Below are 21,105 nucleotides of genomic sequence, written 5' to 3' on the forward strand. Positions count from 1 at the left end.
GCAGTTTTGGCAAGATTTGACAGATACGTCCTGTCGCAACTTTTTGTGCTGTTCGGCTTTTTCTCGCTCGTGCTGGTTTCTGTTTACTGGATCAACCGCGCGGTGATCTTGTTTGACCGCCTGATTGCGGATGGGCAACCTGCTTCTGTATTTTTGGAATTCACGGCCCTTAGCCTGCCAAATGTCGTGCGTATGGTTCTGCCTATGTCCGCGTTTGCGGCCTCTGTTTATGTGACCAACCGCCTTGCGTCCGAAAGTGAGTTGGTGGTCATGCAAGCGACTGGTTATTCGCCATGGCGTTTGGCGCGGCCTGTGGTGATCTTTGGCTTGATTGTCGGCACGTTTATGATGGTTTTAACGCAATATTTGGTGCCAACATCGCTTGAGCAGCTTCGGTTTCGTGAGAACGAAATCAGCGGCACTTTGTCTGCGAAACTGTTGCGCGAAGGGGAGTTTATGAACCCCTCTGAGGGCGTGACATTCTACATTCGTGAAATCACGCCAGAGGGTGTGCTGAAAGATGTCTTTCTAAGTGATCGCCGAAACGCGGACCGTGCGACGACCTATTCGTCTGTGGATGGCTTTCTGGTGAACGAGCCAACAGGGCCAAAGCTCGTTGTGGTAAACGGAATTGCGCAAGCCTTGAACACAGAGACACGCAAACTGACAAAGACCAAATTTACCGATTTCGCTTATAACATTTCTGATCTGATTGATGCGCCGGGCGCGTTGTTTAAACCACTTGATCAGCGTTCAACAGCAGAGCTGTACTTCGCAACCGATCTCGTCAGCAAAGCGACAGCGCAGACACCTGGTCGCATCTTGGAAGAAGTGCACGGGCGCTTTAATCAACCTATTCTCTGTGTTGTTGCCGCCTTAATCGGCTTTTCTACCCTATTGGTCGGCGGGTTCTCGCGGTTTGGGGTTGGTCGGCAGATCATTGGCGCGATTTTGCTGCTAGTGCTGGTGAAACTGGTTGAGAGCATCGTGACCGATCCTATACGTGCGAACGCCAACCTTTGGCCTTTAGTTTATGCGCAAAGTGTCTTTGGACTTGGCGTTTCGATTTTGATGCTGCGTTTGGCTGCGCGACCTAGACGGCGTCGCAAGGACGCGTCCTTGAGCGAGGCGCGTGCATGATCCTTCATTTCTATTTTGCACGTCGCTTTATTCGGGTTTTCCTGACGACGCTTTTCATCTTTCTTGCGTTTCTGACGTTAATCGATCTGGTCGAACAGATGCGCCGTTTCAACAGCGATAACGTCAGCTTTACTGATGTCTTCTTTCTAACGCTCCTGAACGCGCCTGCGGGCATCTACCAGATTTTGCCGCTCGTCATGATCTTGTCGTCTGTGTCGCTATTCTTGACCCTTGCGCGCACCTCTGAGTTGGTGGTCACGCGCTCTGCCGGGCGGTCCGCATTTACAACTTTGGCCTCACCCATGTTGGTCTCCGCGATCATTGGTGTGTCCGCGGTGACGTTGTTCAATCCGATTGTTGCTGCAACCAGCAAGCAGTTCATCACGCTCGAACGCGAATATAAGAACCAAGAAACAAGTACAGTTTCAATTGGCCGCGATGGACTTTGGCTGCGCCAAGGGGACGTTGACGGGCAAACCGTGATCCACGCGCGCTCTGCGATTGAGCAGATGACGACCCTCAATGATGTGAGTTTCTTGCAATTTGACACCAACGGGCAACCGCGCTCGCATATCGTTGCCGATCAGGCAACACTGACACAGCGTGGCTGGCAATTGCAAAATGCAAAGCAATGGGCGCTAAATACGACGGACAGCCCCGAAGAAACCGCCCGCATAAATGCGCACCTCCTTGTCCCGACCAGCTTGACCGAAGAGCGTATTCGCGAGAGTTTTTCTGAGCCTTCAGCCATCTCGATTTGGGATATGAACAGCTATATCAATGAACTCGAAGAAGCCGGATTTTCCGCGCGTCGCCACAAAGTCTGGTTTCAGATGGAGCTTGCGCGCCCGCTTTTCTTGATGGCCATGGTCCTTGTCGGCGCAGGGTTCACGATGCGCCACACACGTTTCGGTAAAACAGGTGTTGCGGTGCTTGCTGCTGTGATGCTTGGATTTGGGTTGTATTATGTGCGCAACTTTGCGCAGATTTTGGGAGAGAATGGGCAACTTCCCACGATGATTGCCGCTTGGACACCGCCCGTCGCTTCGATTTTACTTGCGCTCGGCCTGTTGCTGCATATGGAGGACGGATGAGCCGGACTGTCCATATCTTGCGTGTTCTCACAGCAATTGCGTTGATCGCCTTTGCACTTCCAGCGCGTGCGCAGGATGCAGACGCTGCTTTACTTGTTGCCGACAGCGTTTTGATTACCGAAGACGAACGCCTTGTGGCAACGGGCAACGTGGAAGCCTTTTATGATGGTATTCGCCTTTTTACCGATGAAATCATCTACGATCAAAAACGAGATGAGTTGATCATCAAAGGCGCTATTCGCCTCTCGCAAGAGAATGGTGACGTGATCATCGCGGACAGCGCTGATCTTGATAGCAAGCTAGAGAACGGCATTCTGCGCGGTGCGCGCTATGTTTTGAACCAAGAATTGCAAATCCTGTCTGCGCAAACAGATCGCGTAGAGGGTCGTTATACGGTGCTGCGCAAAGTCGTTGCGACGTCTTGCCAAATTTGCGGCAATGGCGCGCCGATCTGGCAAATCCGTGCAGACCGTGCGATTCATGACCGCGAAGAAAAGCAAATTTACTTTCGGCGTGCCCAATTCAGATTGCTTGGTGTGCCTGTCCTTTATCTCCCCACCATGCGTATCCCTGACCCTTCGCTAAAACGTTCGACAGGTTTTTTGGTGCCAAGGTTTTTTTCTGATTCAGAACTCGGGTTCGGGATCAAGCTGCCCTATTTCATCACACTGGGTGAACATGCAGATGTAACTCTGACCCCTTTTGTAACTCCTGTTACGCGCACGTTAGAGCTGCGGTTGCGCAAAATGATCCGGCGTGGATATGTCGAACTGAACGGCGCGATTTCAAAAGACTCGTTGCTTCCAGACTCCCCGCGTCACTACCTTACCGGGTTTGGCGCGTTTGACCTGGGCCAGTCGTTTGTTCTTAGCTTTGACGTCGAAACGGCCTCTGACAGCGGGTATCGGTCTAACTATGGTTATTCCGGCCGTGATCGTTTGGGGTCTGGCATCACGCTCACACGGGTCAAACGCGATGTGTTCTTTCAAGCGGAACTGCTGAATTTCGAAACGCTGCGTGACAATGAGAGCAATGATACTCAACCCACAGTGACCGGTAACGTCACATATGAGCGTCGCTATCAACTTCCCAGCATCGGTGGCGAATTGCGCGCAACGCTTGGCGTGCATGGGCACAAACGGGTGTCATTGGATGATGTGACAGGTCGCGATATGGCGCGGGTCAACCTTGATCTGTCTTGGCAAGATGAATGGACCGTTGGCAACGGTTTGCGCTTTGGTCTGGTGACTTCGCTCGGGTTGGACAGTTACGGGGTTCAACAAGACAGCACCGCTTTGGGACGCACAAACAATGTCACGCCTGCTATAGCTGCAACATTGCGCTATCCGCTGATGAATGTCGGGCAAGACGGCGCGCGATACCTGATCGAACCGATTGCACAGATCGCTTGGTCTGGCGGATCTCCTTCGGTTTCGCCAAATGATGAAAGCGTCAGTTCAGAGTTTGATGAAAGCAATCTGCTGTCCTTGTCGCGCTTTCCTGTGAAAGATCGTCGCGAGACAGGTACAATCGGCGCTTTAGGTTTCCGTATGGCGCGGCTTGATACTCAAAGCTGGTCTGCGGGTTTGACTGTCGGGCAAGTGTTTCGCGAAACGGCTGATCCGTCTTTTTCCGACAGCTCTGGCTTGCAAGGTTTGACCTCGGACACGTTGTTGGCTCTTAATTATACATCAAACTGGGGCGGCTCGTTCATGGCGCGTGGATTGTTCGAAGCGGATTTCGAGCCGGTTAAGACCGAAGCCCGCATCGCTTATCGCCGCAATAAGGTGACACTTGCTGGCACATATGTGCAGATTAACGCCGACGCGGCGGAAAATCGCACGGCTTCGGTCGCAGAGTGGTCGCTGGGTGGAACGTATAAGATCAATCGCCACTGGACGGCGCAGGCGAATGCCCAGTATGATTTACTTACGGATCGTATGGCGAAAACCGGTGGTAAAGTCACCTATGAGAATGAATGCGTCTCTATTGGCTTGGGTGCCACACGTAGCTTCGCAAGATCAACAACGCTGGTGCCAGCCACGACTTACGAGCTGGCCGTCTCGCTTCGCGGGTTTAGCACAGGAGGCAGCGGCAAAGCAGCGCGCCGCACATGCAGGAAATAAAAGATATGGTTCACACTGATTTCTCTATCACACGTCGTATGAAAAGCGGTTTTGTCGCTCTCACATGTGCCGCGCTCCTCGCGCTCAGCGCGCCTCAAGTTGCCAATGCGCAAAGCATGTTCGCCACTGCAATCAAAGTAAACGATAGCTCTATCACCAACTTTGAAATTGCTGAGCGCACGCGCTTTCTAGGACTGTTGCGCGCGCCCGGAGATCACAAGAACCTTGCTCGCGAACAACTGATCGAAGATCGCCTCAAATTGGGTGCGGCACGCTCTGTCGGAATTGTTCCATCTAGCGAAGAAATTGAAGCCGGCATGGATGAATTTGCCGGTCGCGTGAATTTGACCCGCGCCGAATTTATTCAAGCATTGAATGCTGGCGGCGTCTCTGAGGATGCGTTTCGCGCGTTTGTGCAGTCCGGCCTTGCATGGCGCCAATTGGTGCAAGCGAAGTTCGCCAGCCGCATCAACGTTAGCGAAGACGACATTGATCGCAGCGTCGCATCTTCCGGCTCAGGCGCAGGTATTCGCGTGCTTTTGTCCGAAATCATCATGCCAGCGCCACCACCTCAAGCTGCGGCCGTGCAAGAACGCGCTGAACGCATCTCACAAATTACCAGTGTCTCGGCCTTTGCAGCTGAAGCACGGCGTTACTCTGCCTCCGCCTCCAAAGCGCGCAGCGGACGGTTGGAGTGGTTGCCAATCACACAATTGCCAGCACCTTTGCGTCCTATTTTGCTCGGTCTCGCACCGGGTGAAGTGACAGCCCCGATCCCGCTACAGAATGCAGTGGCCTTGTTCCAATTGCGCGATATCGAGGAAACCCAAGGGGGCGATCCGAAATACGCGGCGATTGAATACGCGGCTTACTATATCGCAGGTGGACGCACCGAGGCGGGCCTCGCCACAGCGCGCAAGATTGAAAGCCGCATTGATCGCTGTGACGATCTTTATGGCATTGCCAAAGGCCAAGATCCAAGCGTGCTAGATCGTGGAGCCAAAGCACCTGCAGACATTCCAGCGGACATAGCAATTGAATTGGCAAAGATGGACCCAGGTGAAACATCCACCACACTTACACGTGCGAACGGCCAGACGTTGGTTCTGTTGATGCTATGTGGCCGCACGCCAGAGCTTGAGGAAGAAGTGGACCGCGCAGAGTTGTCTTTGGGCCTGCAAAACCAGCGACTTGCGTCCTATTCCAACGGTTATCTTGAGCAACTGCGCGCCGATGCGCGCATTGTTGAGAAGTAAGCGTGAAACGCCCAATTGCGTTGAGCTGCGGTGAACCTGCGGGGATCGGTCCCGAAATTGCGGTGAAGGCGTGGGATGCCTTGCGTGCTGAGTTGCCGTTCTTTTGGATTGGCGATCCTGCGCATTTGCCAGCAGGTGCCGCATATGAGTTGATATCATCGCCCAGTGATGCACACCGTGTAAGCGGATCTGCCATGCCCGTACTACAGCAGTCTTTTGCAGGTTCTGCCCAAAAAGGCGAAGCTGATAGCGCGAATGCGCAAGGGGTGATCGACGCCATCGAGACGGGTGTGCTATTGGTGAAATCTGGTGCAGCCGCCGCACTTTGCACGGCCCCCATTCATAAGAAAGCGCTGCAAGATGGCGCTGCCTTCGCCTACCCAGGACACACGGAATTCTTGGCGGCTCTTGATGACAAAGAAGACGTCGTGATGATGCTCGCCTCTGAGCAACTTCGCGTGGTGCCTGCAACAATTCACATTCCTTTGAAGGATGTTCCAAACGCTTTGACGCCGCAATGCCTAGAGAGCACGCTCCGGATCACCCGTGCGGCCCTTCAAACACAGTTCGGAATTTCACAGCCGACCATCGCTGTTGCGGGCCTAAACCCACATGCGGGCGAAGGCGGAAAAATGGGTCATGAAGACGATGAAGTGATCGCGCCCGTGCTAGAGAAACTCCGCGCCGAAGGCTTTATCCTAAACGGCCCCCTGCCCGCAGACACGATGTTTCACGCCGGCGCGCGCGCAGGTTATGATGCGGCCGTGTGCATGTATCACGACCAAGCGCTGATCCCAATCAAAACGCTGGATTTTGACAAAGGGGTGAATGTGACCTTGGGTTTAAGCTTCATCAGAACATCACCTGATCACGGCACTGCGTTTGACATCGCAGGCCAAGGAATCGCCAACCCAACCAGCCTTATCGAAGCGCTGCGTATGGCTGCTAGGATGAGTGACACATGACAACGCCTGATCCACTACCACCGCTACGCGATGTCATTGAACGTCACGATCTGCGCGCGCGTAAATCGCTCGGCCAGAACTTTCTGCTCGACCTTAATCTGACCGCCAAAATTGCGCGTCAGGCAGGTGACTTGAGCGCTTGTGATGTGCTTGAAATTGGACCTGGTCCCGGCGGGCTTACCCGTGGGTTGTTAAGCGAAGGGGCGCGCAAGGTTCTCGCCATCGAGAAAGACGCACGGTGTTTGCCTGCGTTGCAAGAAATTGCGGATGCATATCCCAACCGCTTGCACGTGATCGAAGGCGATGCGCTCAATATTGATCCGCTTGCACATTTGACGCCCCCTATTCGTGTGGCTTCTAACCTGCCCTACAATGTCGGAACGGAACTGTTGATCCGCTGGTTAACACCCAAACAATGGCCGCCCTTTTGGCAAAGCCTTACGCTGATGTTCCAACGCGAAGTTGCCCAACGCATTACTGCCGATGTGGGTGACAAAGCTTATGGCCGCCTCGCGATCCTGTCGCAATGGCGTTGCGATGCGCGGATCGTTGTGAGCTTGCCGCCCGAAGCGTTCAGTCCGCCGCCAAAAGTCTCTAGCGCCGTGGTGCATCTCAGCATGCTGCCCGAGCCACGTTTTCCTGCGGATTTCAAAACATTAGAGCGCGTTGTCGCCGCCGCGTTCAATCAAAGACGCAAAATGTTGCGGTCCTCTTTGAAGTCTGTCTCGCCCGAGATTGAAGATATGTTGCACGCCGCGGGCATCAAGCCAACCGAGCGCGCAGAGCAAGTGTCTTTGGAAGAGTTCTGTGCCCTCGCGCGCGAAGTCGCGAAGGCTTAATCTCTAACAGTTACTCAGCTGCGTCAGATGCAGATTCTACCGGAGCAGATGGTGTTTCAGACGCAGGCGCGTCGTTGTCTGCGGCAGACTTGCGAGGACTACGTGGTTTGCGCGGTGTGCGCGCACGGCGTGGCTTGCTCTCAGGTGTTTCCACCAAACCTGTTTCCTCAACGCTAACAGGCTCTACAACATCGGGCTGATCGCCTGAACCTGCAGAATTATCAGCCACAACGGGTTGCTGCTGTTCTTGCTCTGTGCGTTCTGCATCGCGTGTCGCACGTTCTGCATCGCGCTCGGCGCGCTCGCGGTCTCGCTCTGCTTGGCGTTCACGGTTTTCGCGCTCTTGTTGTTCGCGGCGCTCATCAATTTCTTTCTGAGCCGCACTCAACATCCGCAAATAATGCTCGGCGTGCTGCGAAAAATTCTCTGTAGCCACACGATCGCCCGACAACTGTGCATCGCGCGCAAGTTGCTGGTACTTATCGATGATCTGCTGCGGCGTGCCGCGTACTTTGCCCTCAGGACCGCTGCTATCAAAAACGCGGTTAGGGATATTGCCGCCACCCGGTTGGGGGCGGTTGCGGTTGTTCTTACGCGAACGTGGTTTTGATGATCTCATCTAGCTTCAATCCAGCATATCAATGTCACTGTGATCCACCACTTGCGCTAAAGTTAGGCGCGAGAAACAAGATCACTATTTGTGGCTTGGTGCCAAGGGGAACGAGCAGACCTGTTCTCCCGTGTAGCACCTCTCATAAAGCACTTCATTCACGTTGCTGCAACATGATTCCGTCTAACTGTTAAAAAACCGCGATAAATTTGCCCAATAGCGCGTTATTGCGTGCTCCAAACACCTTTTACAACGCGGTCTCGTCCTGCCATATCGGGCAAACATTTAATTTGTATGAATCCGGCTGAGTTGAAAAGCGCTTGAACTGCACTTCCTTGGGTATGACCAATCTCGACCATCAGATGCCCATCCGTTTTCAAATGCAGCCCTACGTGCTGTGTCAATGTGCGGTAAGCTGACAAGCCATCCGCCTCATCCGTGAGCGCAAGACGAGGATCAAACGTGCGCACCTCAAAATCCAGATCGTCCCATTCATCCAGCGCTATGTAAGGCGGGTTGGACAAGATCAGATCAAACTGTCCGTTTACGGCTTCAAACCAATCTGATTTGAGCAAGGTCACCTTGTCCGCAACGCCTAGTGCGTTTTTGTTATGCTTCGCGACGGCGAGCGCCTTTTCAGAAATGTCTGTACAAACGACCTCGGCGTTTGGCCATTCTGCGGCCAAGGTAAGTCCGATGATTCCTGTGCCTGTTCCCAAATCAAGAACCCTTGATTGCGCGCCAAGATCCAAAGCAGCGGCGATCAGCGTTTCCGTATCAGGACGCGGATCGAGCACATCAAGATCCACCGCAAACTCGCGCCCCCAAAAACTACGCTTTTGAATGATCTTTGACACGGGCGTGCACAGCATGCGCGCATCCACCAGGAGCGAGATATGTTTCACCATGTCGTCGCTCAACTCATCATGCATATGCAGCGTCATACGAGACGGTGAAACACCCATCGCATGTGCTGCCAGAATACGAATGTCGCGCATTGTATCATCGCTTGGCACGCGGCTTAGACGATCGCGTAAATCAGGCAGCCATTCTTGTAGCGTCACCCGTTCATTTCCGCCAATTTCGTTGCTTGATCATCTGCCGTCAGCGCGTCGATGATCTCATCGAGTTCGCCCTGCATCACTTGATCCAGCTTATAAAGCGTAAGGTTGATGCGGTGATCGCTCATGCGCCCTTGCGGGAAATTATAGGTGCGAATCCGCTCGGATCTATCGCCAGACCCCACTTGAGATTTACGATCTGCCGAGCGTTCATCATCAATACGTTGACGCTCTGCATCATAGAGCCGCGTGCGCAAAACCTGCATTGCAATTTCGCGGTTACGGTGTTGGGACTTTTCGGCGCTTACCACAATAATCCCCGTCGGGAGGTGCGTGATGCGCACTGCGGAGTCGGTGGTGTTCACGTGCTGCCCACCTGCCCCGGACGCGCGCATTGTGTCGATGCGGATGTCGTTTGGCGCGATGACCAGATCAACCTCTTGCGCTTCGGGAAGCACTGCGACAGTCGCAGCAGAGGTGTGAATGCGTCCCCCACTTTCAGTTGTTGGAACACGTTGTACACGGTGCACGCCGGATTCGTATTTGAGACGCGCAAAGACGTTTTCGCCTTTGATGTGACCTGTGACTTCTTTGATACCGCCAAGCTCTGTCAGTTGTTCTTCGATGATCTCAAACTTCCAGCCACGCGCCTCTGAATAGCGCTGATACATGCGCAACAAATCCGCGGCAAAAAGGGCTGCTTCGTCTCCCCCTGTCCCGGGGCGAATTTCAATCATTGCGGGGCGCGCATCGGCCTCATCCTTGGGCAATAGCGCCAGTTGAAGAGCAATTTCCGCCTCTGGCAGCGCTTCTTTCAAAGCCGGTAATTCTTCCTCGGCCAACTCTTTCATATCCGGATCTGCCAGCATCGAGGTCGCTTCCTCGATATCGGCCAAAAGTTGCCTGTAGGCTGCGACTTGCTCGACGACCGGCTTCAATTCGGAATATTCCCGAGCTAAATCAGCTATTTCGCCGCCATCAGCGCCGCCTGCCATCTTCGCTTCGAGAAACTCGAAACGTTGGGTGATCTGCATGAGGCGGTCCATTGGAACCATTGCGGCGTCTCCAGCTTGCGCACGGCTTGCGTGCTTTTTCGCTTATGGTATACTTTTCATCATGAGAAAAGTCCTGACCTTGATCGCATTTATGCTTCCTGTCGGCTCTTTTGCAGATGTCACCAGTCCTAGCGGGAAAACCGTCGAGTGTTATTGCACCGACAAAGGCGGCTTGCGTATTGAATTGGGTCAAATGACCTGCCTACAGGTGGATGGGCGCATGTTTATGGCGCAGTGCCAAATGAGCCTGAATTCGCCAATGTGGCGCGAAGTTGCGCCTGGGTGTTTATCTTCAGAGCTTGGAAATCCAGCCCTCTATTCGCTTCCGGTTGACGGACAGGTCTGATTTGCCAAAGCGCAACCGCCCGTAAATCGCAAGCAATTCACCGCGGCGTTGAACCGTTGTGTAATCAGGAAACCCGACGACACGCGTGCGCGAAATATAGGTGATGCGCCCTTCTTCGATGCTACCTGCAAGCACGCGACTGCCGCTTTCGCGAATGACGCGGTCCAAATCAGCAAGATCTGCTTCAATGATGCGCAAAGCCCCACCTGCGAAATCGGCATCGTGGACGCCCTCAACGGCTTTGTGCCATCGATCTGCATCACTTGGTGCAAATTGCACATAGGCGACAAATGCCACGATCAGTCCTAAAAAGAATAGCGTCCACATATGATGTCCCTTGTCTATCATCGACAGTTTGAATTTTTTTCGTGCTTAGCGATAGGCGACACCGGGCAGCACACAGAGTAGTTCATAGGCCAGATTTGCAGCAGTCAACGCTGTGTTACCGGAGGTATCATACGGCGGGCTGACTTCAACCAAGTCGCAACCAACAATATTGAGGCCACGCAACCCTCGTATAAGCTCCATTGCTTGCATAGACGTTAACCCGCCAATTTCAGGCGTGCCCGTACCCGGTGCATAGGCTGGATCAAGACTATCGATGTCATAGCTGATATAAACCGGCGCATCGCCAATTTTCTTTTTTATCTCAGCAGCTAACGGCGCAAGGCTCTTGTGCCAAAGGTCAGGTGCCAAATATTGATTAAAGCCCCATCCCGCCGCTTCTGTAAAATCTTCAGCACTATATCCTGTTCCACGCAAACCGATTTGAAACACCTTATCAGCTTGCAAACAACCATCCTCAAATGCGCGCCTGAACACTGTTCCGTGGGTCTCGCGCTCGCCAAACATATGTTCGTTCACATCCGCATGTGCATCCACGTGTATTAACGCAACGGGGCCATGCTTTTTTGCGATGCTGCGTAAGATCGGTAACGTCAAAGAGTGATCACCGCCAAGCGCAAAAGGAATTGTATCTGACTTCGAGAGCTCATCGTAATACGCTGAAATAACGGACAAACTCTTTTCCAAAGAGAACGTATTAATCGGCACATCGCCAATATCCCCGACGTTCAAACTGTCAAATGGAGCCGCACCCGTTTGAAGGTTGTAAGGGCGGATCATCGCACTTTGTTCACGGATTTGTTTCGGTCCAAAACGTGTGCCAGAGCGCCAACTTGTTCCAATATCCATAGGAATGCCAAGGATCGAGACATCCAATCCCTCGGGCCCATCATGCGCAGGCAAGCGCATAAAGGTTTGTGGACCAGAAAACCGTGCAAGTTCATTTCCTCCAAGAGGTTGGTTTGTCATTGCCCTTTCCTCAAGTGATTCCAACCCCATAGAGACATAAGTTCAACCGCCACATGCGCCCCGGCAATCGCTGTTGCGCCCGTTGTATCGAACGGCGGTGAAACTTCTACAATGTCCCCGCCAACCATATTGATGCCTGCCAAATCTTGCAAGATTGCGGCAGCTTGCCAAGATGCAAGACCTCCCCACACAGGGGTACCAGTCCCGGGTGCAAATGCAGGATCAAGGCAATCAATATCGAACGTCACATAGGTTTGGGTGTCGCCAACGATCTCTTTTACACGCTTTGCAACCGCAGCAGATCCGTTTTCATGCACCCACCGCGCATCTAAGATATTAACACCCATTGTATCCGGATTATCCGTTCGAATTCCGATAGATACAGAGCGCTCTGGATCTATTAACCCAAGCTTAATCGCCTTGTAGAACATCGTTCCATGGTCGATCCGCTCCATATTATCGTCTTGCCACGTGTCCGTGTGGGCATCGAACTGGATTAGGCTGAGTGGACCAAACTTCTCAGCGTATGCTTTTAGGATTGGAAAGCTGATAAAGTGATCACCGCCAAGGCAAATGCTTGCGGCGCCTGCGTCCAGAATACCTTTAATATGCGCGGTTAAAGCAGCGGGAAATTCACTGACCATCGCATAATCAAAGGCCAAATCGCCATAATCGACGATGTTGAGCTCAGAAAGCGGGTCATACCCCCAGCCATAAGGCGCATCAGGCGATTGCAGGCTAGACGCCTCACGGATCGCGCGTGGACCCAGACGTGTGCCGGTGCGGTTGGTTGTTGCCTGATCGAAGGGAATTCCTGTGATGGCTAGGTCAACGCCGCTCAGGTCTTTACTATAGCGACGGCGCAAGAAGGACGTCGCACCACCAAAGGTGTTCTCATTGCTAAGACCACGCAAGCTGTCGCGCGTAAACGCATGATCTACTTGTGTTTTTGCATCCTCTAAGGCCATCTATTGAGCGCCTTCTAAGGGCTGAGATCGCTCTACCAAACGCGCAAAAAAGCTTGCGCCGACGGGTGCTACATCATCGTTGAAATTGTACTCAGGATGATGCAGTCCTGCACTTTCGCCCTGACCAAGGAATAGATAGGCACCGGGACGCTTTTCTAACATATAGGCAAAATCTTCGGCACCCATCTCGCGCCCTGCATCGGCAACGACTTTACCCTCACCTGCGATTTCTACTGCAACATCAGTAGCATGTGCGGCTTCTTTCGCGCAATTTATCGTCGCTGGATAGCCGCGTTCATAGCGAAGTTCAGCCGTGACACCATAAGAGGCTGCTTGCCCCGCGACAATCTCGCCCAGGCGGCGCTCAACCATGTCCTGCACTTTGGGATCAAAGGTGCGCACAGTGCCATTCATATAGGCGTAATCAGGAATAACATTATCAACCGTGCCTGTATGAATTTGCGTCACCGACACAACCAGATCATCCAGCGCATAGTGATTACGCGACACAATCGTCTGGATCGCTTGAGCGATGCCACAGGCCGCAATCACTGGGTCACAGGTTTCATGGGGCATCGCCCCGTGACCACCCACGCCTTTAATATCAATGTGGAACGTATCCACAGCAGCCATGATCGGACCCGGAGTCGTGTAAAATCCACCTGCAACAAAGCCCGGAGCGTTATGAATGCCATAAACCTGCGAAATGTCGAAAGTATCCATAATACCCTCTTTCACCATGACTTCAGCACCGCCGCCATTTTCTTCGGCGGGCTGGAAAATCAACGCAACGCGGCCAGAAAAGTTACGCGTTTCAGCAAGGTAGCGCGCAGCACCTAGCAGCATCGTCGTGTGTCCGTCATGACCGCAGGCGTGCATCTTGCCCTCATGCACAGAGGCATAGTCAAGCCCCGTCGCCTCGATAATAGGTAAACCGTCAAAGTCAGCGCGCAGGCCAATCGTGGGGCCATCGCCCTGCCCGTTGATGATCGCGACGATGCCTGTCTGTGCAATTCCTTCGTGCATTTCATCAACGCCAATCTCTCGCAAACGCTCTGCGATAAACGCAGCCGTTTTCGGGCAATCGAAGGACAATTCAGGGATCGTATGCAAGTGGCGGCGCCACGCGGTCATGTCTTCGGCAAACTCCGCGATGCGGTTCACAATCGGCATAGGATGGACTCCGTTCAGGCTATCGTTAGAAATGCATCTGACAGAAAAGAAAGCGCCAGCGCAATGCCCGATGAGACCTTGATCCATGACCCAAAGGGCGGAATGCCCCGTTTGCTCGAAATTATGCGAGCCTTGCGTGACCCTGAGACCGGATGTCCTTGGGATATTGAACAGGATTTCGCCTCGATCGCGCCCTACACGATTGAGGAAGCCTATGAAGTTGCTGACGCGATAGAGCGCGAAGAATGGGACGAATTGCGCGGCGAATTAGGCGATTTGCTGTTTCAATCGGTGTTTCATGCGCAAATGGCGTCCGAGCGCGGCTTGTTCGATTTTAACGACGTGGCTGATACTATGTCGGACAAGATGGTTGCGCGTCACCCCCATGTGTTTGGCGATCAAAGCAACGCGAAATCGGCCGAGCAACAGACCAAAGATTGGGAAACCATCAAAGCAGCAGAGCGCGCGGGTAAAGCGCAGAAAGGCACGCTGGATGGGGTGGCAGTCGGATTGCCTGCTTTGTTGCGGGCGAAAAAGTTGCAGAAACGCGCGGCTCGGGTTGGCTTTGACTGGCCTTCAACAGATGAAGTTCTGGATAAGATTGTTGAAGAAGCGGGCGAATTGGTCGAGGCGCGTGATGAGCTAAGCCAAGCTGAGGTAGAAGAAGAGTTCGGCGATCTGCTCTTTGTGATGGTCAATCTAGGGCGTCACTTGGGCATCGAATCCGAGACGGCCCTTCGCGCGGCCAATGCAAAGTTTACGCGGCGCTTTGAGAGCATCGAGCGCGCGCTTGCTACGCAAGGCAAGACACCAGAGCAATCCAATCTCGAAGAAATGGACGCGCTCTGGGACGCTGCAAAACGCGCAGAGAAAAATACCTGATTGTTTTATTCAGGTATTGACCTGAGTGTTTTTGTCGGAATAAAAGAATGCATCGAAATCAACCCTGGAGGACCGCACAATGCGCCGCACTCTCACGACACTAATCGCCGCAAGCACACTTGCTGCACCTGCTTTCGCTGATGAAGTGAACATTTATTCTTATCGCCAACCAGAACTGATCAAACCGCTGACCGATGCATTTACGGCGCAAACCGGCGTTAAAGTAAATGTTGCGTTCCTTGCCAAAGGCATGATCGAGCGTCTCGCGGCCGAGGGTGATCGCTCCCCTGCGGATTTGGTGTTTACGGTTGATATCGCACGCCTATCGGCTGTGGTTGAGGGTGGTTTTACAGCCCCTGTTGAAAGCGTCGTGCTGGACGCGAATGTGCCAGAAAACCTGCGTGATCCAGACAGGCACTGGTTTGGCCTCACAACGCGTGCGCGGATCATTTACGCCTCCAAAGAGCGTGTCGCAGATGGTGAAGTTACAACTTACGAAGATCTAGCCAGCCCCAAATGGGAAGGCCGTATTTGCACACGTTCAGGCACAAACGCCTATAACGTGGCGCTGACCTCTGCCGTAATTGAACATAAAGGAATGGAGGGTGCAAAAACGTGGCTGCAAGGCGTGAAAAACAACCTCGCGCGCAAACCCCAAGGCAATGATCGCGCACAGGTCAAAGCGATCTGGTCAGGTCAGTGCGATATCTCTGTCGGAAACACATATTACATGGGGCAAATGCTTGCCGATGAAGAGCAACAAGAATGGGCAGATAGTGTGCGCATCGTTTTCCCAACGTTCGAGGATGGCGGCACGCATGTGAATGTCTCTGGCGTGGCGCTGATCAAGTCTGCTCCCAATAAAAACAATGCAATCAAGATGATGGAGTTTTTGACCTCCCCAAAAGCGCAGGAAATCTACGCGGCTGCAAACTTTGAATACCCCATCGCGCCGGGCACACAAGCAGACCCGTTGGTGCAAAGCTGGGGCACGTTCACCGCAGATAATGTGAACCTGATGACGCTCGCGGCCAACCGCCCCGCGGCGTTGAAGTTGATCGAAGAAGTTGATTTCGACGGCTAAGCCTACATTCAAATAACAAGCGAAGGCCCGCCACCGTGCGGGCTTTTGTGCGTCTGCCCCATGGACAAGCCTCGCAGGCTGGCACAGATTGCGCACACGCGAACAGGAGCCCCGTTTTGACAGCACGAGACATCATCATCGACACAGACCCCGGACAAGACGATGCGGCCGCGATCTTGCTCGCGCTTGGCAGTCCTGACGAGATCAACGTCCTTGGAATCACGGCCGTCGCGGGCAATGTCCCCCTGCCATTGACGCAGAAAAATACACGTATTGTCTGCGAGTTGGCGGGCAAAGTTGATGTCCCTGTCTTCGCAGGATGCGAAGCGCCCATAGCGCGCAAGCTGATCACGGCCGAGCATGTCCACGGCACCACTGGACTTGACGGTCCGACATTACCGGACCCGACGATGCCTTTGCAAAAACAGCATGGCGTTGATTTCATTGTTGAAACCTTGCGAGAGCGTCCCAGCGGTTCCGTCACGCTTTGCCCGCTTGGACCGCTCACCAACATCGCCACAGCGCTTCAGCGCGCTCCTGATATCTCGGAACGCATTCAAGAGATCGTTCTGATGGGGGGGGCCTATTTCGAGGTTGGTAACATCACCCCTGCTGCAGAGTTCAACATTTACGTCGATCCAGAAGCTGCTGAAATTGTTTTTAAATCAGGTATTAAGATCACAGTGATGCCACTCGATGTGACGCACAAAGTACTCGTCACACCTGATCGCGTCCAAGCCTTGCGCGACTGCAAAACCAAAGTGTGCGACGCGATGGCAGAGATGGTCGATTTTTTCGAGCGGTTCGACACGGATAAATACGGCTCTGCTGGTGCACCTTTGCACGACCCTTGCGTGACCGCTTATTTGATCAAGCCCGAACTCTTCTCGGGTCGCTACATCAACGTAGAAATCGAAACGCAGTCAGAACTGACTTTGGGAATGACGGTTGCGGATTGGTGGGGCGTGTCGGCACGCGAGCCCAACGCCATGTTCATGGGCGACGTGGATGCGCAAGGCTTCTTTGATTTGCTGACAGAGCGTTTGGCACGGTTATGAGCGCAGCACTACATCTTGCAAAGACCGATGATCTGGAGCGGCTCATGGGGCTTGTTTCGGCATTTCACGCAGAGACTGACTTTGAGAGCACCCCAGAGCATCGCGAAGCCGCCTTGCAGCCCTTGCTTGAGGGCTCTTCACACGGTGCAATCTACCTGATCGGCCCTGCCCGGGTGCCAATTGGTTACATCGTGATTACTTTTGGGTGGTCCGTCGAATTTGGTGGCTTGGACGGGTTCATAGACGAGATTTACATACGCTCAGGCGTGCGAGGGCGCGGCGTCGGCGCTGAGGTGATCACCTCACTTGTGGCCATGCTCAAATCCGTTGGTATGAAAGCGCTGCACCTAGAAGTCGAACCAGAGAACGAGCGCGCCCTACGACTTTACAAACGCTGTCATTTCAAGCCACGCAATGGCTATCAAATGATGTCGCGTATCCTTTGAAGGATCACACTGATGCAAACGAAAATCCCGTTCGATAATAGCTTTGCCACGCTTGGCACTGACTTTTTCACCCATCAAATGCCCGAGGCGGCGCCGACCCCCGAGCTGATCGCGTATAATGACGCACTCGGGTCAGAACTTGGGATTACACAGGGCGATGACCTTGGTGCTATTTTCGGCGGCGCGCATCTTCCTGAAGGAGCAGAACCGCTGGCGCAGCTTTATGCAGGTCATCAGTTTGGCAACTACAATCCGCAGCTTGGCGATGGTCGCGCGGTGTTGCTTGGAGAAGTCATTGATAGCAAAGGCAATCGCCGCGACATTCAGCTAAAAGGATCAGGGCGCACGCCCTATTCGCGCGGCGGTGACGGCAAAGCGTGGCTCGGCCCTGTGTTGCGTGAATACGTTGTGTCAGAAGCGATGCGCGCGCTTGGTATCCCCACAACGCGCGCTTTAGCGGCCGTTAGAACCGGCGAGCAGGTCTACCGCGAGGCGATGCTGCCCGGTGCGATTGTCACGCGGGTCGCGGCGTCGCATATTCGTGTCGGCACGTTTCAGGTCTTCGCGGCACGTCAGCAAATCGACAAGTTGCAACAGCTGTGTGAGTACACCATCGCGCGCCACTACCCAGATGCGAATGGCCCCGAAGGGCTGTTGCAAGCCGCGATGGACGCGCAGGCGAAATTGATCCCCGCTTGGATGGGTGTCGGCTTTATTCACGGGGTGATGAACACCGACAATTGCCAGATCGCAGGTGAAACGATTGACTACGGTCCTTGCGCGTTCATGGATGGTTTTGCGTCTGATCGTGTCTTCAGCTCAATTGATCGCATGGGGCGGTATAGCTATGAAAACCAGCCTGATATCGCGATTTGGAACATGGCGCAGCTCGCGACGTCTCTGGTGCCGCTCATGCCTGACGCCGACGCCGCGATTGAGCGGTTCACCGCGATGTTGCATGTGATGAAGGACCACTTGCGCGCCGAATGGCTGGCGGTGTTTGCCGAAAAGATCGGCATCGCGAATACGCGTGTCGAGGACGCTGAATTGATCACTGATCTGCTCGATATGATGGAGAAAGGTGGCTCTGATTTCACCAATACCTTCAGCGCACTAACACGTGGCAGTGCGATTGATGAAATCACGGATCGCGACGCGTATCAGGCGTGGCACGAAAAGTGGCAGGACCGTCTCAAAGATGAAAGTGCGTCAGAGGCGTTAATGGCATCGCGCAACCCTCTGATCATCCCGCGCAATCACCGCATTGAACAGATGATCACCGCTGCGGTTGAAGGCAATTTCGCACCGTTTCATCGTTTGAACAAAGTATTGAGCACGCCGTTTGAACATGGCGATGACACAGATGATCTAAAGCGCCCACCACACACGCATGAGATTGTGCCCGCGACGTTCTGCGGGACTTAGGCGGTCTTTTTGGGTCTGCGAGAAATCAGCACCAGACCGATGCACACAAGGACCAACGCCCCAACCGTTTGCGCATGGATCTCTTCGCCCAAAATCCACCAACCAAAGAACACGCTGAGCACGGGCGACAGGAACGAAAACGATGCAATGTCAGATGCGGGATAGATCTTCATCAGGGCGAACCACAAAAGAAAGCCGAAGATCACCATCACAATGGATTGGAACATCAAAGCGGCGCCGTGGATCATTTGGAAATCGCGGATCAGTGGCCCAAAAAGCGGACTGAGGATCAAAAGGACTACGCCCGAAATGGCGAGCTGACAACCGAGTTGCAACTCTGCGGGTGCTTCGCTGACGGGTGTCAGGCGTACAGCCAGCGCGATCCCTGCCCAACCGAGCGCTGCGATCAGGGCGAGCACATCACCGAGCAAGCTGGCTTCCCCGGTAGAGCGATCAAGGAAGGCCCAAGCCACGCCGCAAATCGCAATTAAAAAACCAACGAGGCGAATACCGCTCAAACGCTCCCCCGGAAGTAAGAAATGCGCAATGATGCCGAGCCAGATTGGCATGGTGTAGAAAATGACGCTCGCGCGGCTGACCGTGGTGATGTCGAGTGCAAGGAACAGGCAGAGGAATTCGAACGTAAAGAGAAAGCCGATCAGCACGCCGCCCCAAAGCTGGCCGCGAGTCATATAAATCGGCACGCCGCGCAGCTTGATCCAGATGAACAGCGCAACCAAACCGATCAAAGATCGCAATGCTGCGGAGAATATCGGCTGTATCCCCTCAATCGTGATCTTGATCACAATCTGGTTGAACGCAAAAAGCGTGGCGAAGCCGAGCATCGCGCTGACGCCAATGAGATCTAATCTGTCTTTGCGTTCCATCCCCTTGGCAGACCTTATGGGGCGCGTCGGGTCAAGGGCGCTTTTGGTGTTTGGTGCTTTTCATCTGATGCCCGCCCCCTTAGTTTGCTTCAACTGTTGTCTTATAAAAGTGTGCGCTCTCATGAATTTCCTGCAAATCACTTCTCTTCTCATTGTGCTCGCGGGGGCATTCGGAGCGTTGAATTAACTGTTCCTGAAACTCCCGAGTGCAATTGGCATTCTTGTCGTGTCTCTGCTTGCCTCTTTGGTGATCTTGCTCGTTGATCTTGTGGCACCCGCACTTGGCATTGCAGATGTGGTGCGTGACACGGTGACGGGCATCGATTTCTCGGAGGCTTTGCTCGAAGGCATGTTGGGCCTATTGCTCTTTGCTGGCGCATTGCATGTGAAGCTGAGCGACTTGAAAAAAGAATGGCGTCTTGTGTTTCTCATGGCGACGATTGGCATCGCGCTTTCGACCGCCGTTGTGGGTTTCGGCTTTTCGTGGCTCACTGGTATGCCGCTTATCGTGGCGTTGGTCTTTGGCGCGTTGATTTCCCCGACGGATCCAGTCGCGGTTCTGGGCGTGTTGCGCGAAGCAGACTTGCCCAAATCACTTGAGACCAAAATCGCGGGTGAATCGTTGCTCAATGATGGCGTTGGCTATGTGGTTTTCCTTGTCCTTGTTGGCATCGCTTTTCCGCACGGAGACGATCATCATGGCAGTGGCGCTATGGATGCCGTCAAACTGTTCTTCCAAGAAGCCGTTGGCGGCGCAGTCCTTGGCATCGTTCTAGGCTGGCTCACGTTCCGCCTGATGCGCCGCATTGATGACTATTCGCTCGAGGTTCTGTTAACCCTCGGCCTCGCCTTTGGTGGCTACGAATTGGCGGTTTACCTGCATGTGTCCGCACCGATCATGGCGGTGTGTGCTGGGCTCTTGATTGGCGATATCGGCACGAAAGAGGGTATGACGCAGCAAACCCGTGACTATGTAGATGCCTTTTGGAAACTGATCGACGAAATCCTAAATGCGGTACTGTTCTTGCTCATCGGCTTTGAAGTCTTCGCGATTGCATTTGACGCCAGCTTCCTGATCACAGGGATCATGGCCATCGCATTGGCACTCGTGGCGCGTCTTGCGGCTGTTGCGATTCCCGTATTGATGCTCAAACCGTTCCGTGAGTTCAGCGCAGGCGTCATTCCGATTATGACATGGGGCGGCCTCAAAGGCGGGATTTCCGTCGCACTCGCGCTGTCCTTGCCTGAGGGGGAATGGAAGCCGCTAATTCTCACTGCGACATACATTGTGGTGATCTTCTCAATCATTGTACAAGGTCTCAGCGTCGCGCGCCTCGCCAATCGCTTTGGCAGCGCACCGGATTTGGTCTAACGAC

19 protein-coding genes and 1 pseudogene are annotated in these 21,105 nt (G+C 53.7%); 12 read left to right on the forward strand and 8 right to left on the reverse strand.

All coding sequences use genetic code 11. The features are described from left to right. Positions 1 to 6: 6 nt before the first annotated feature. Genes lptF through rsmA form a run of 6 tightly spaced genes read left to right on the forward strand, consistent with a single transcriptional unit; the run spans position 7 to position 7,420 of the window. Positions 7 to 1,140: an LPS export ABC transporter permease LptF gene (gene lptF, locus PFRI_RS13980; RefSeq protein WP_072631317.1), complete on the forward strand. Its 1,134-nt coding sequence runs from the start codon at positions 7 to 9 to the stop codon at positions 1,138 to 1,140. Further along, positions 1,137 to 2,234: an LPS export ABC transporter permease LptG gene (gene lptG, locus PFRI_RS13985; protein ID WP_072631318.1), complete on the forward strand. Its 1,098-nt coding sequence runs from the start codon at positions 1,137 to 1,139 to the stop codon at positions 2,232 to 2,234. The genes lptF and lptG overlap by 4 nt, the downstream gene beginning before the upstream one ends. Next, positions 2,231 to 4,360, forward strand: a complete 2,130-nt coding sequence (locus tag PFRI_RS13990) for an LPS-assembly protein LptD (protein WP_072631319.1) — start codon at positions 2,231 to 2,233, stop codon at positions 4,358 to 4,360. Before lptG ends, PFRI_RS13990 begins: the two co-directional genes overlap by 4 nt. After that, the gene (locus PFRI_RS13995; RefSeq protein ID WP_245812396.1) at positions 4,348 to 5,616 is read left to right on the forward strand and encodes a peptidylprolyl isomerase; all 1,269 of its coding nucleotides are present in this window, start codon (positions 4,348 to 4,350) and stop codon (positions 5,614 to 5,616) included. Before PFRI_RS13990 ends, PFRI_RS13995 begins: the two co-directional genes overlap by 13 nt. 2 nt (positions 5,617 to 5,618) lie before the next feature. Beyond that, positions 5,619 to 6,581, forward strand: coding sequence for a 4-hydroxythreonine-4-phosphate dehydrogenase PdxA (pdxA, locus tag PFRI_RS14000; protein WP_072631320.1), 963 nt, complete (start codon positions 5,619 to 5,621; stop codon positions 6,579 to 6,581). Beyond that, positions 6,578 to 7,420: a 16S rRNA (adenine(1518)-N(6)/adenine(1519)-N(6))-dimethyltransferase RsmA gene (rsmA, locus tag PFRI_RS14005; protein WP_072631321.1), complete on the forward strand. Its 843-nt coding sequence runs from the start codon at positions 6,578 to 6,580 to the stop codon at positions 7,418 to 7,420. Before pdxA ends, rsmA begins: the two co-directional genes overlap by 4 nt. A gap of 10 nt (positions 7,421 to 7,430) precedes the next feature. Here rsmA and PFRI_RS14010 read toward each other — a convergent pair whose 3' ends face one another. From PFRI_RS14010 to PFRI_RS14045, 7 genes are all read right to left on the reverse strand, one after another. Then, positions 7,431 to 8,039 (reverse strand): DUF4167 domain-containing protein, encoded by a 609-nt coding sequence (locus PFRI_RS14010; RefSeq protein WP_072631322.1) that lies wholly within the window; start codon positions 8,037 to 8,039, stop codon positions 7,431 to 7,433. 215 nt (positions 8,040 to 8,254) lie between these two features. Next, the gene (gene prmC, locus PFRI_RS14015) at positions 8,255 to 9,094 is read right to left on the reverse strand and encodes a peptide chain release factor N(5)-glutamine methyltransferase (RefSeq protein WP_072631323.1); all 840 of its coding nucleotides are present in this window, start codon (positions 9,092 to 9,094) and stop codon (positions 8,255 to 8,257) included. Further along, positions 9,091 to 10,146 (reverse strand): peptide chain release factor 1, encoded by a 1,056-nt coding sequence (gene prfA / locus PFRI_RS14020; RefSeq protein WP_072631324.1) that lies wholly within the window; start codon positions 10,144 to 10,146, stop codon positions 9,091 to 9,093. The genes prmC and prfA overlap by 4 nt, the downstream gene beginning before the upstream one ends. Positions 10,147 to 10,438: 292 nt before the next feature. Continuing rightward, positions 10,439 to 10,819 carry a DUF1499 domain-containing protein gene (locus PFRI_RS14030; RefSeq protein ID WP_072631325.1) on the reverse strand — a complete coding sequence of 127 codons (381 nt, stop codon included), beginning with the start codon at positions 10,817 to 10,819 and terminating at the stop codon, positions 10,439 to 10,441. Positions 10,820 to 10,864: 45 nt separating this feature from the next. Next, entirely contained in the window at positions 10,865 to 11,806 is a 942-nt protein-coding gene (gene speB, locus PFRI_RS14035) for an agmatinase (RefSeq protein WP_072631326.1), read from the reverse strand. Next, positions 11,803 to 12,774, reverse strand: a complete 972-nt coding sequence (gene speB, locus PFRI_RS14040) for an agmatinase (protein ID WP_072631327.1) — start codon at positions 12,772 to 12,774, stop codon at positions 11,803 to 11,805. Before speB (PFRI_RS14040) ends, speB (PFRI_RS14035) begins: the two co-directional genes overlap by 4 nt. Further along, positions 12,775 to 13,947: a M20 aminoacylase family protein gene (locus tag PFRI_RS14045; protein ID WP_072631328.1), complete on the reverse strand. Its 1,173-nt coding sequence runs from the start codon at positions 13,945 to 13,947 to the stop codon at positions 12,775 to 12,777. Positions 13,948 to 14,010: 63 nt separating this feature from the next. Here PFRI_RS14045 and mazG point away from each other — a divergent pair, with 63 nt between their 5' ends. The 5 genes from mazG to PFRI_RS14070 all read left to right on the forward strand — a co-directional run bounded on the left by mazG (position 14,011) and on the right by PFRI_RS14070 (position 18,842). Then, entirely contained in the window at positions 14,011 to 14,829 is an 819-nt protein-coding gene (gene mazG / locus PFRI_RS14050) for a nucleoside triphosphate pyrophosphohydrolase (protein ID WP_072631329.1), read from the forward strand. 79 nt (positions 14,830 to 14,908) lie between these two features. Then, on the forward strand, positions 14,909 to 15,913 hold the full coding sequence (locus tag PFRI_RS14055; RefSeq protein ID WP_072631330.1) for a Fe(3+) ABC transporter substrate-binding protein: 1,005 nt from the start codon (positions 14,909 to 14,911) through the stop codon (positions 15,911 to 15,913). Positions 15,914 to 16,029: 116 nt separating this feature from the next. After that, positions 16,030 to 16,971 (forward strand): nucleoside hydrolase, encoded by a 942-nt coding sequence (locus PFRI_RS14060; protein WP_072631353.1) that lies wholly within the window; start codon positions 16,030 to 16,032, stop codon positions 16,969 to 16,971. Further along, complete coding sequence (locus PFRI_RS14065) at positions 16,968 to 17,417, forward strand: GNAT family N-acetyltransferase (RefSeq protein WP_072631331.1); 450 nt, start codon at positions 16,968 to 16,970, stop codon at positions 17,415 to 17,417. The genes PFRI_RS14060 and PFRI_RS14065 overlap by 4 nt, the downstream gene beginning before the upstream one ends. A gap of 12 nt (positions 17,418 to 17,429) precedes the next feature. After that, positions 17,430 to 18,842 carry a protein adenylyltransferase SelO gene (locus PFRI_RS14070; protein ID WP_072631332.1) on the forward strand — a complete coding sequence of 471 codons (1,413 nt, stop codon included), beginning with the start codon at positions 17,430 to 17,432 and terminating at the stop codon, positions 18,840 to 18,842. Here the strand turns inward: PFRI_RS14070 and PFRI_RS14075 are convergent. Continuing rightward, complete coding sequence (locus tag PFRI_RS14075; RefSeq protein WP_072631333.1) at positions 18,839 to 19,729, reverse strand: DMT family transporter; 891 nt, start codon at positions 19,727 to 19,729, stop codon at positions 18,839 to 18,841. The genes PFRI_RS14070 and PFRI_RS14075 overlap by 4 nt on opposite strands. Before the next feature lie 121 nt (positions 19,730 to 19,850). On the opposite strand from PFRI_RS14075, the pseudogene PFRI_RS14080 reads away from it, so the two are divergent. Next, a pseudogene (locus PFRI_RS14080) lies at positions 19,851 to 21,101 on the forward strand (cation:proton antiporter). Positions 21,102 to 21,105 lie beyond the last annotated feature (4 nt).

The organism is Planktotalea frisia (genome assembly GCF_001890925.1).
GTDB lineage: Bacteria > Pseudomonadota > Alphaproteobacteria > Rhodobacterales > Rhodobacteraceae > Planktotalea > Planktotalea frisia.

Bases quoted from the DNA above. Each gene is read 5' to 3' on its own strand.
- speB (WP_072631326.1), bottom strand. From the start codon at position 11,806: ATGACAAACCAACCTCTTGGAGGAAATGAACTTGCACGGTTTTCTGGT.
- PFRI_RS13990 (WP_072631319.1), top strand. From the start codon at position 2,231: ATGAGCCGGACTGTCCATATCTTGCGTGTTCTCACAGCAATTGCGTTG.
- mazG (WP_072631329.1), top strand. From the start codon at position 14,011: ATGCCCGATGAGACCTTGATCCATGACCCAAAGGGCGGAATGCCCCGT.
- lptG (WP_072631318.1), top strand. From the start codon at position 1,137: ATGATCCTTCATTTCTATTTTGCACGTCGCTTTATTCGGGTTTTCCTG.
- PFRI_RS13995 (WP_245812396.1), top strand. From the start codon at position 4,348: ATGCAGGAAATAAAAGATATGGTTCACACTGATTTCTCTATCACACGT.
- PFRI_RS14055 (WP_072631330.1), top strand. From the start codon at position 14,909: ATGCGCCGCACTCTCACGACACTAATCGCCGCAAGCACACTTGCTGCA.
- PFRI_RS14045 (WP_072631328.1), bottom strand. From the start codon at position 13,947: ATGCCGATTGTGAACCGCATCGCGGAGTTTGCCGAAGACATGACCGCG.
- rsmA (WP_072631321.1), top strand. From the start codon at position 6,578: ATGACAACGCCTGATCCACTACCACCGCTACGCGATGTCATTGAACGT.
- PFRI_RS14030 (WP_072631325.1), bottom strand. From the start codon at position 10,819: ATGTGGACGCTATTCTTTTTAGGACTGATCGTGGCATTTGTCGCCTAT.
- PFRI_RS14075 (WP_072631333.1), bottom strand. From the start codon at position 19,729: ATGGAACGCAAAGACAGATTAGATCTCATTGGCGTCAGCGCGATGCTC.
- PFRI_RS14065 (WP_072631331.1), top strand. From the start codon at position 16,968: ATGAGCGCAGCACTACATCTTGCAAAGACCGATGATCTGGAGCGGCTC.
- PFRI_RS14070 (WP_072631332.1), top strand. From the start codon at position 17,430: ATGCAAACGAAAATCCCGTTCGATAATAGCTTTGCCACGCTTGGCACT.
- speB (WP_072631327.1), bottom strand. From the start codon at position 12,774: ATGGCCTTAGAGGATGCAAAAACACAAGTAGATCATGCGTTTACGCGC.
- prfA (WP_072631324.1), bottom strand. From the start codon at position 10,146: ATGGTTCCAATGGACCGCCTCATGCAGATCACCCAACGTTTCGAGTTT.
- PFRI_RS14010 (WP_072631322.1), bottom strand. From the start codon at position 8,039: ATGAGATCATCAAAACCACGTTCGCGTAAGAACAACCGCAACCGCCCC.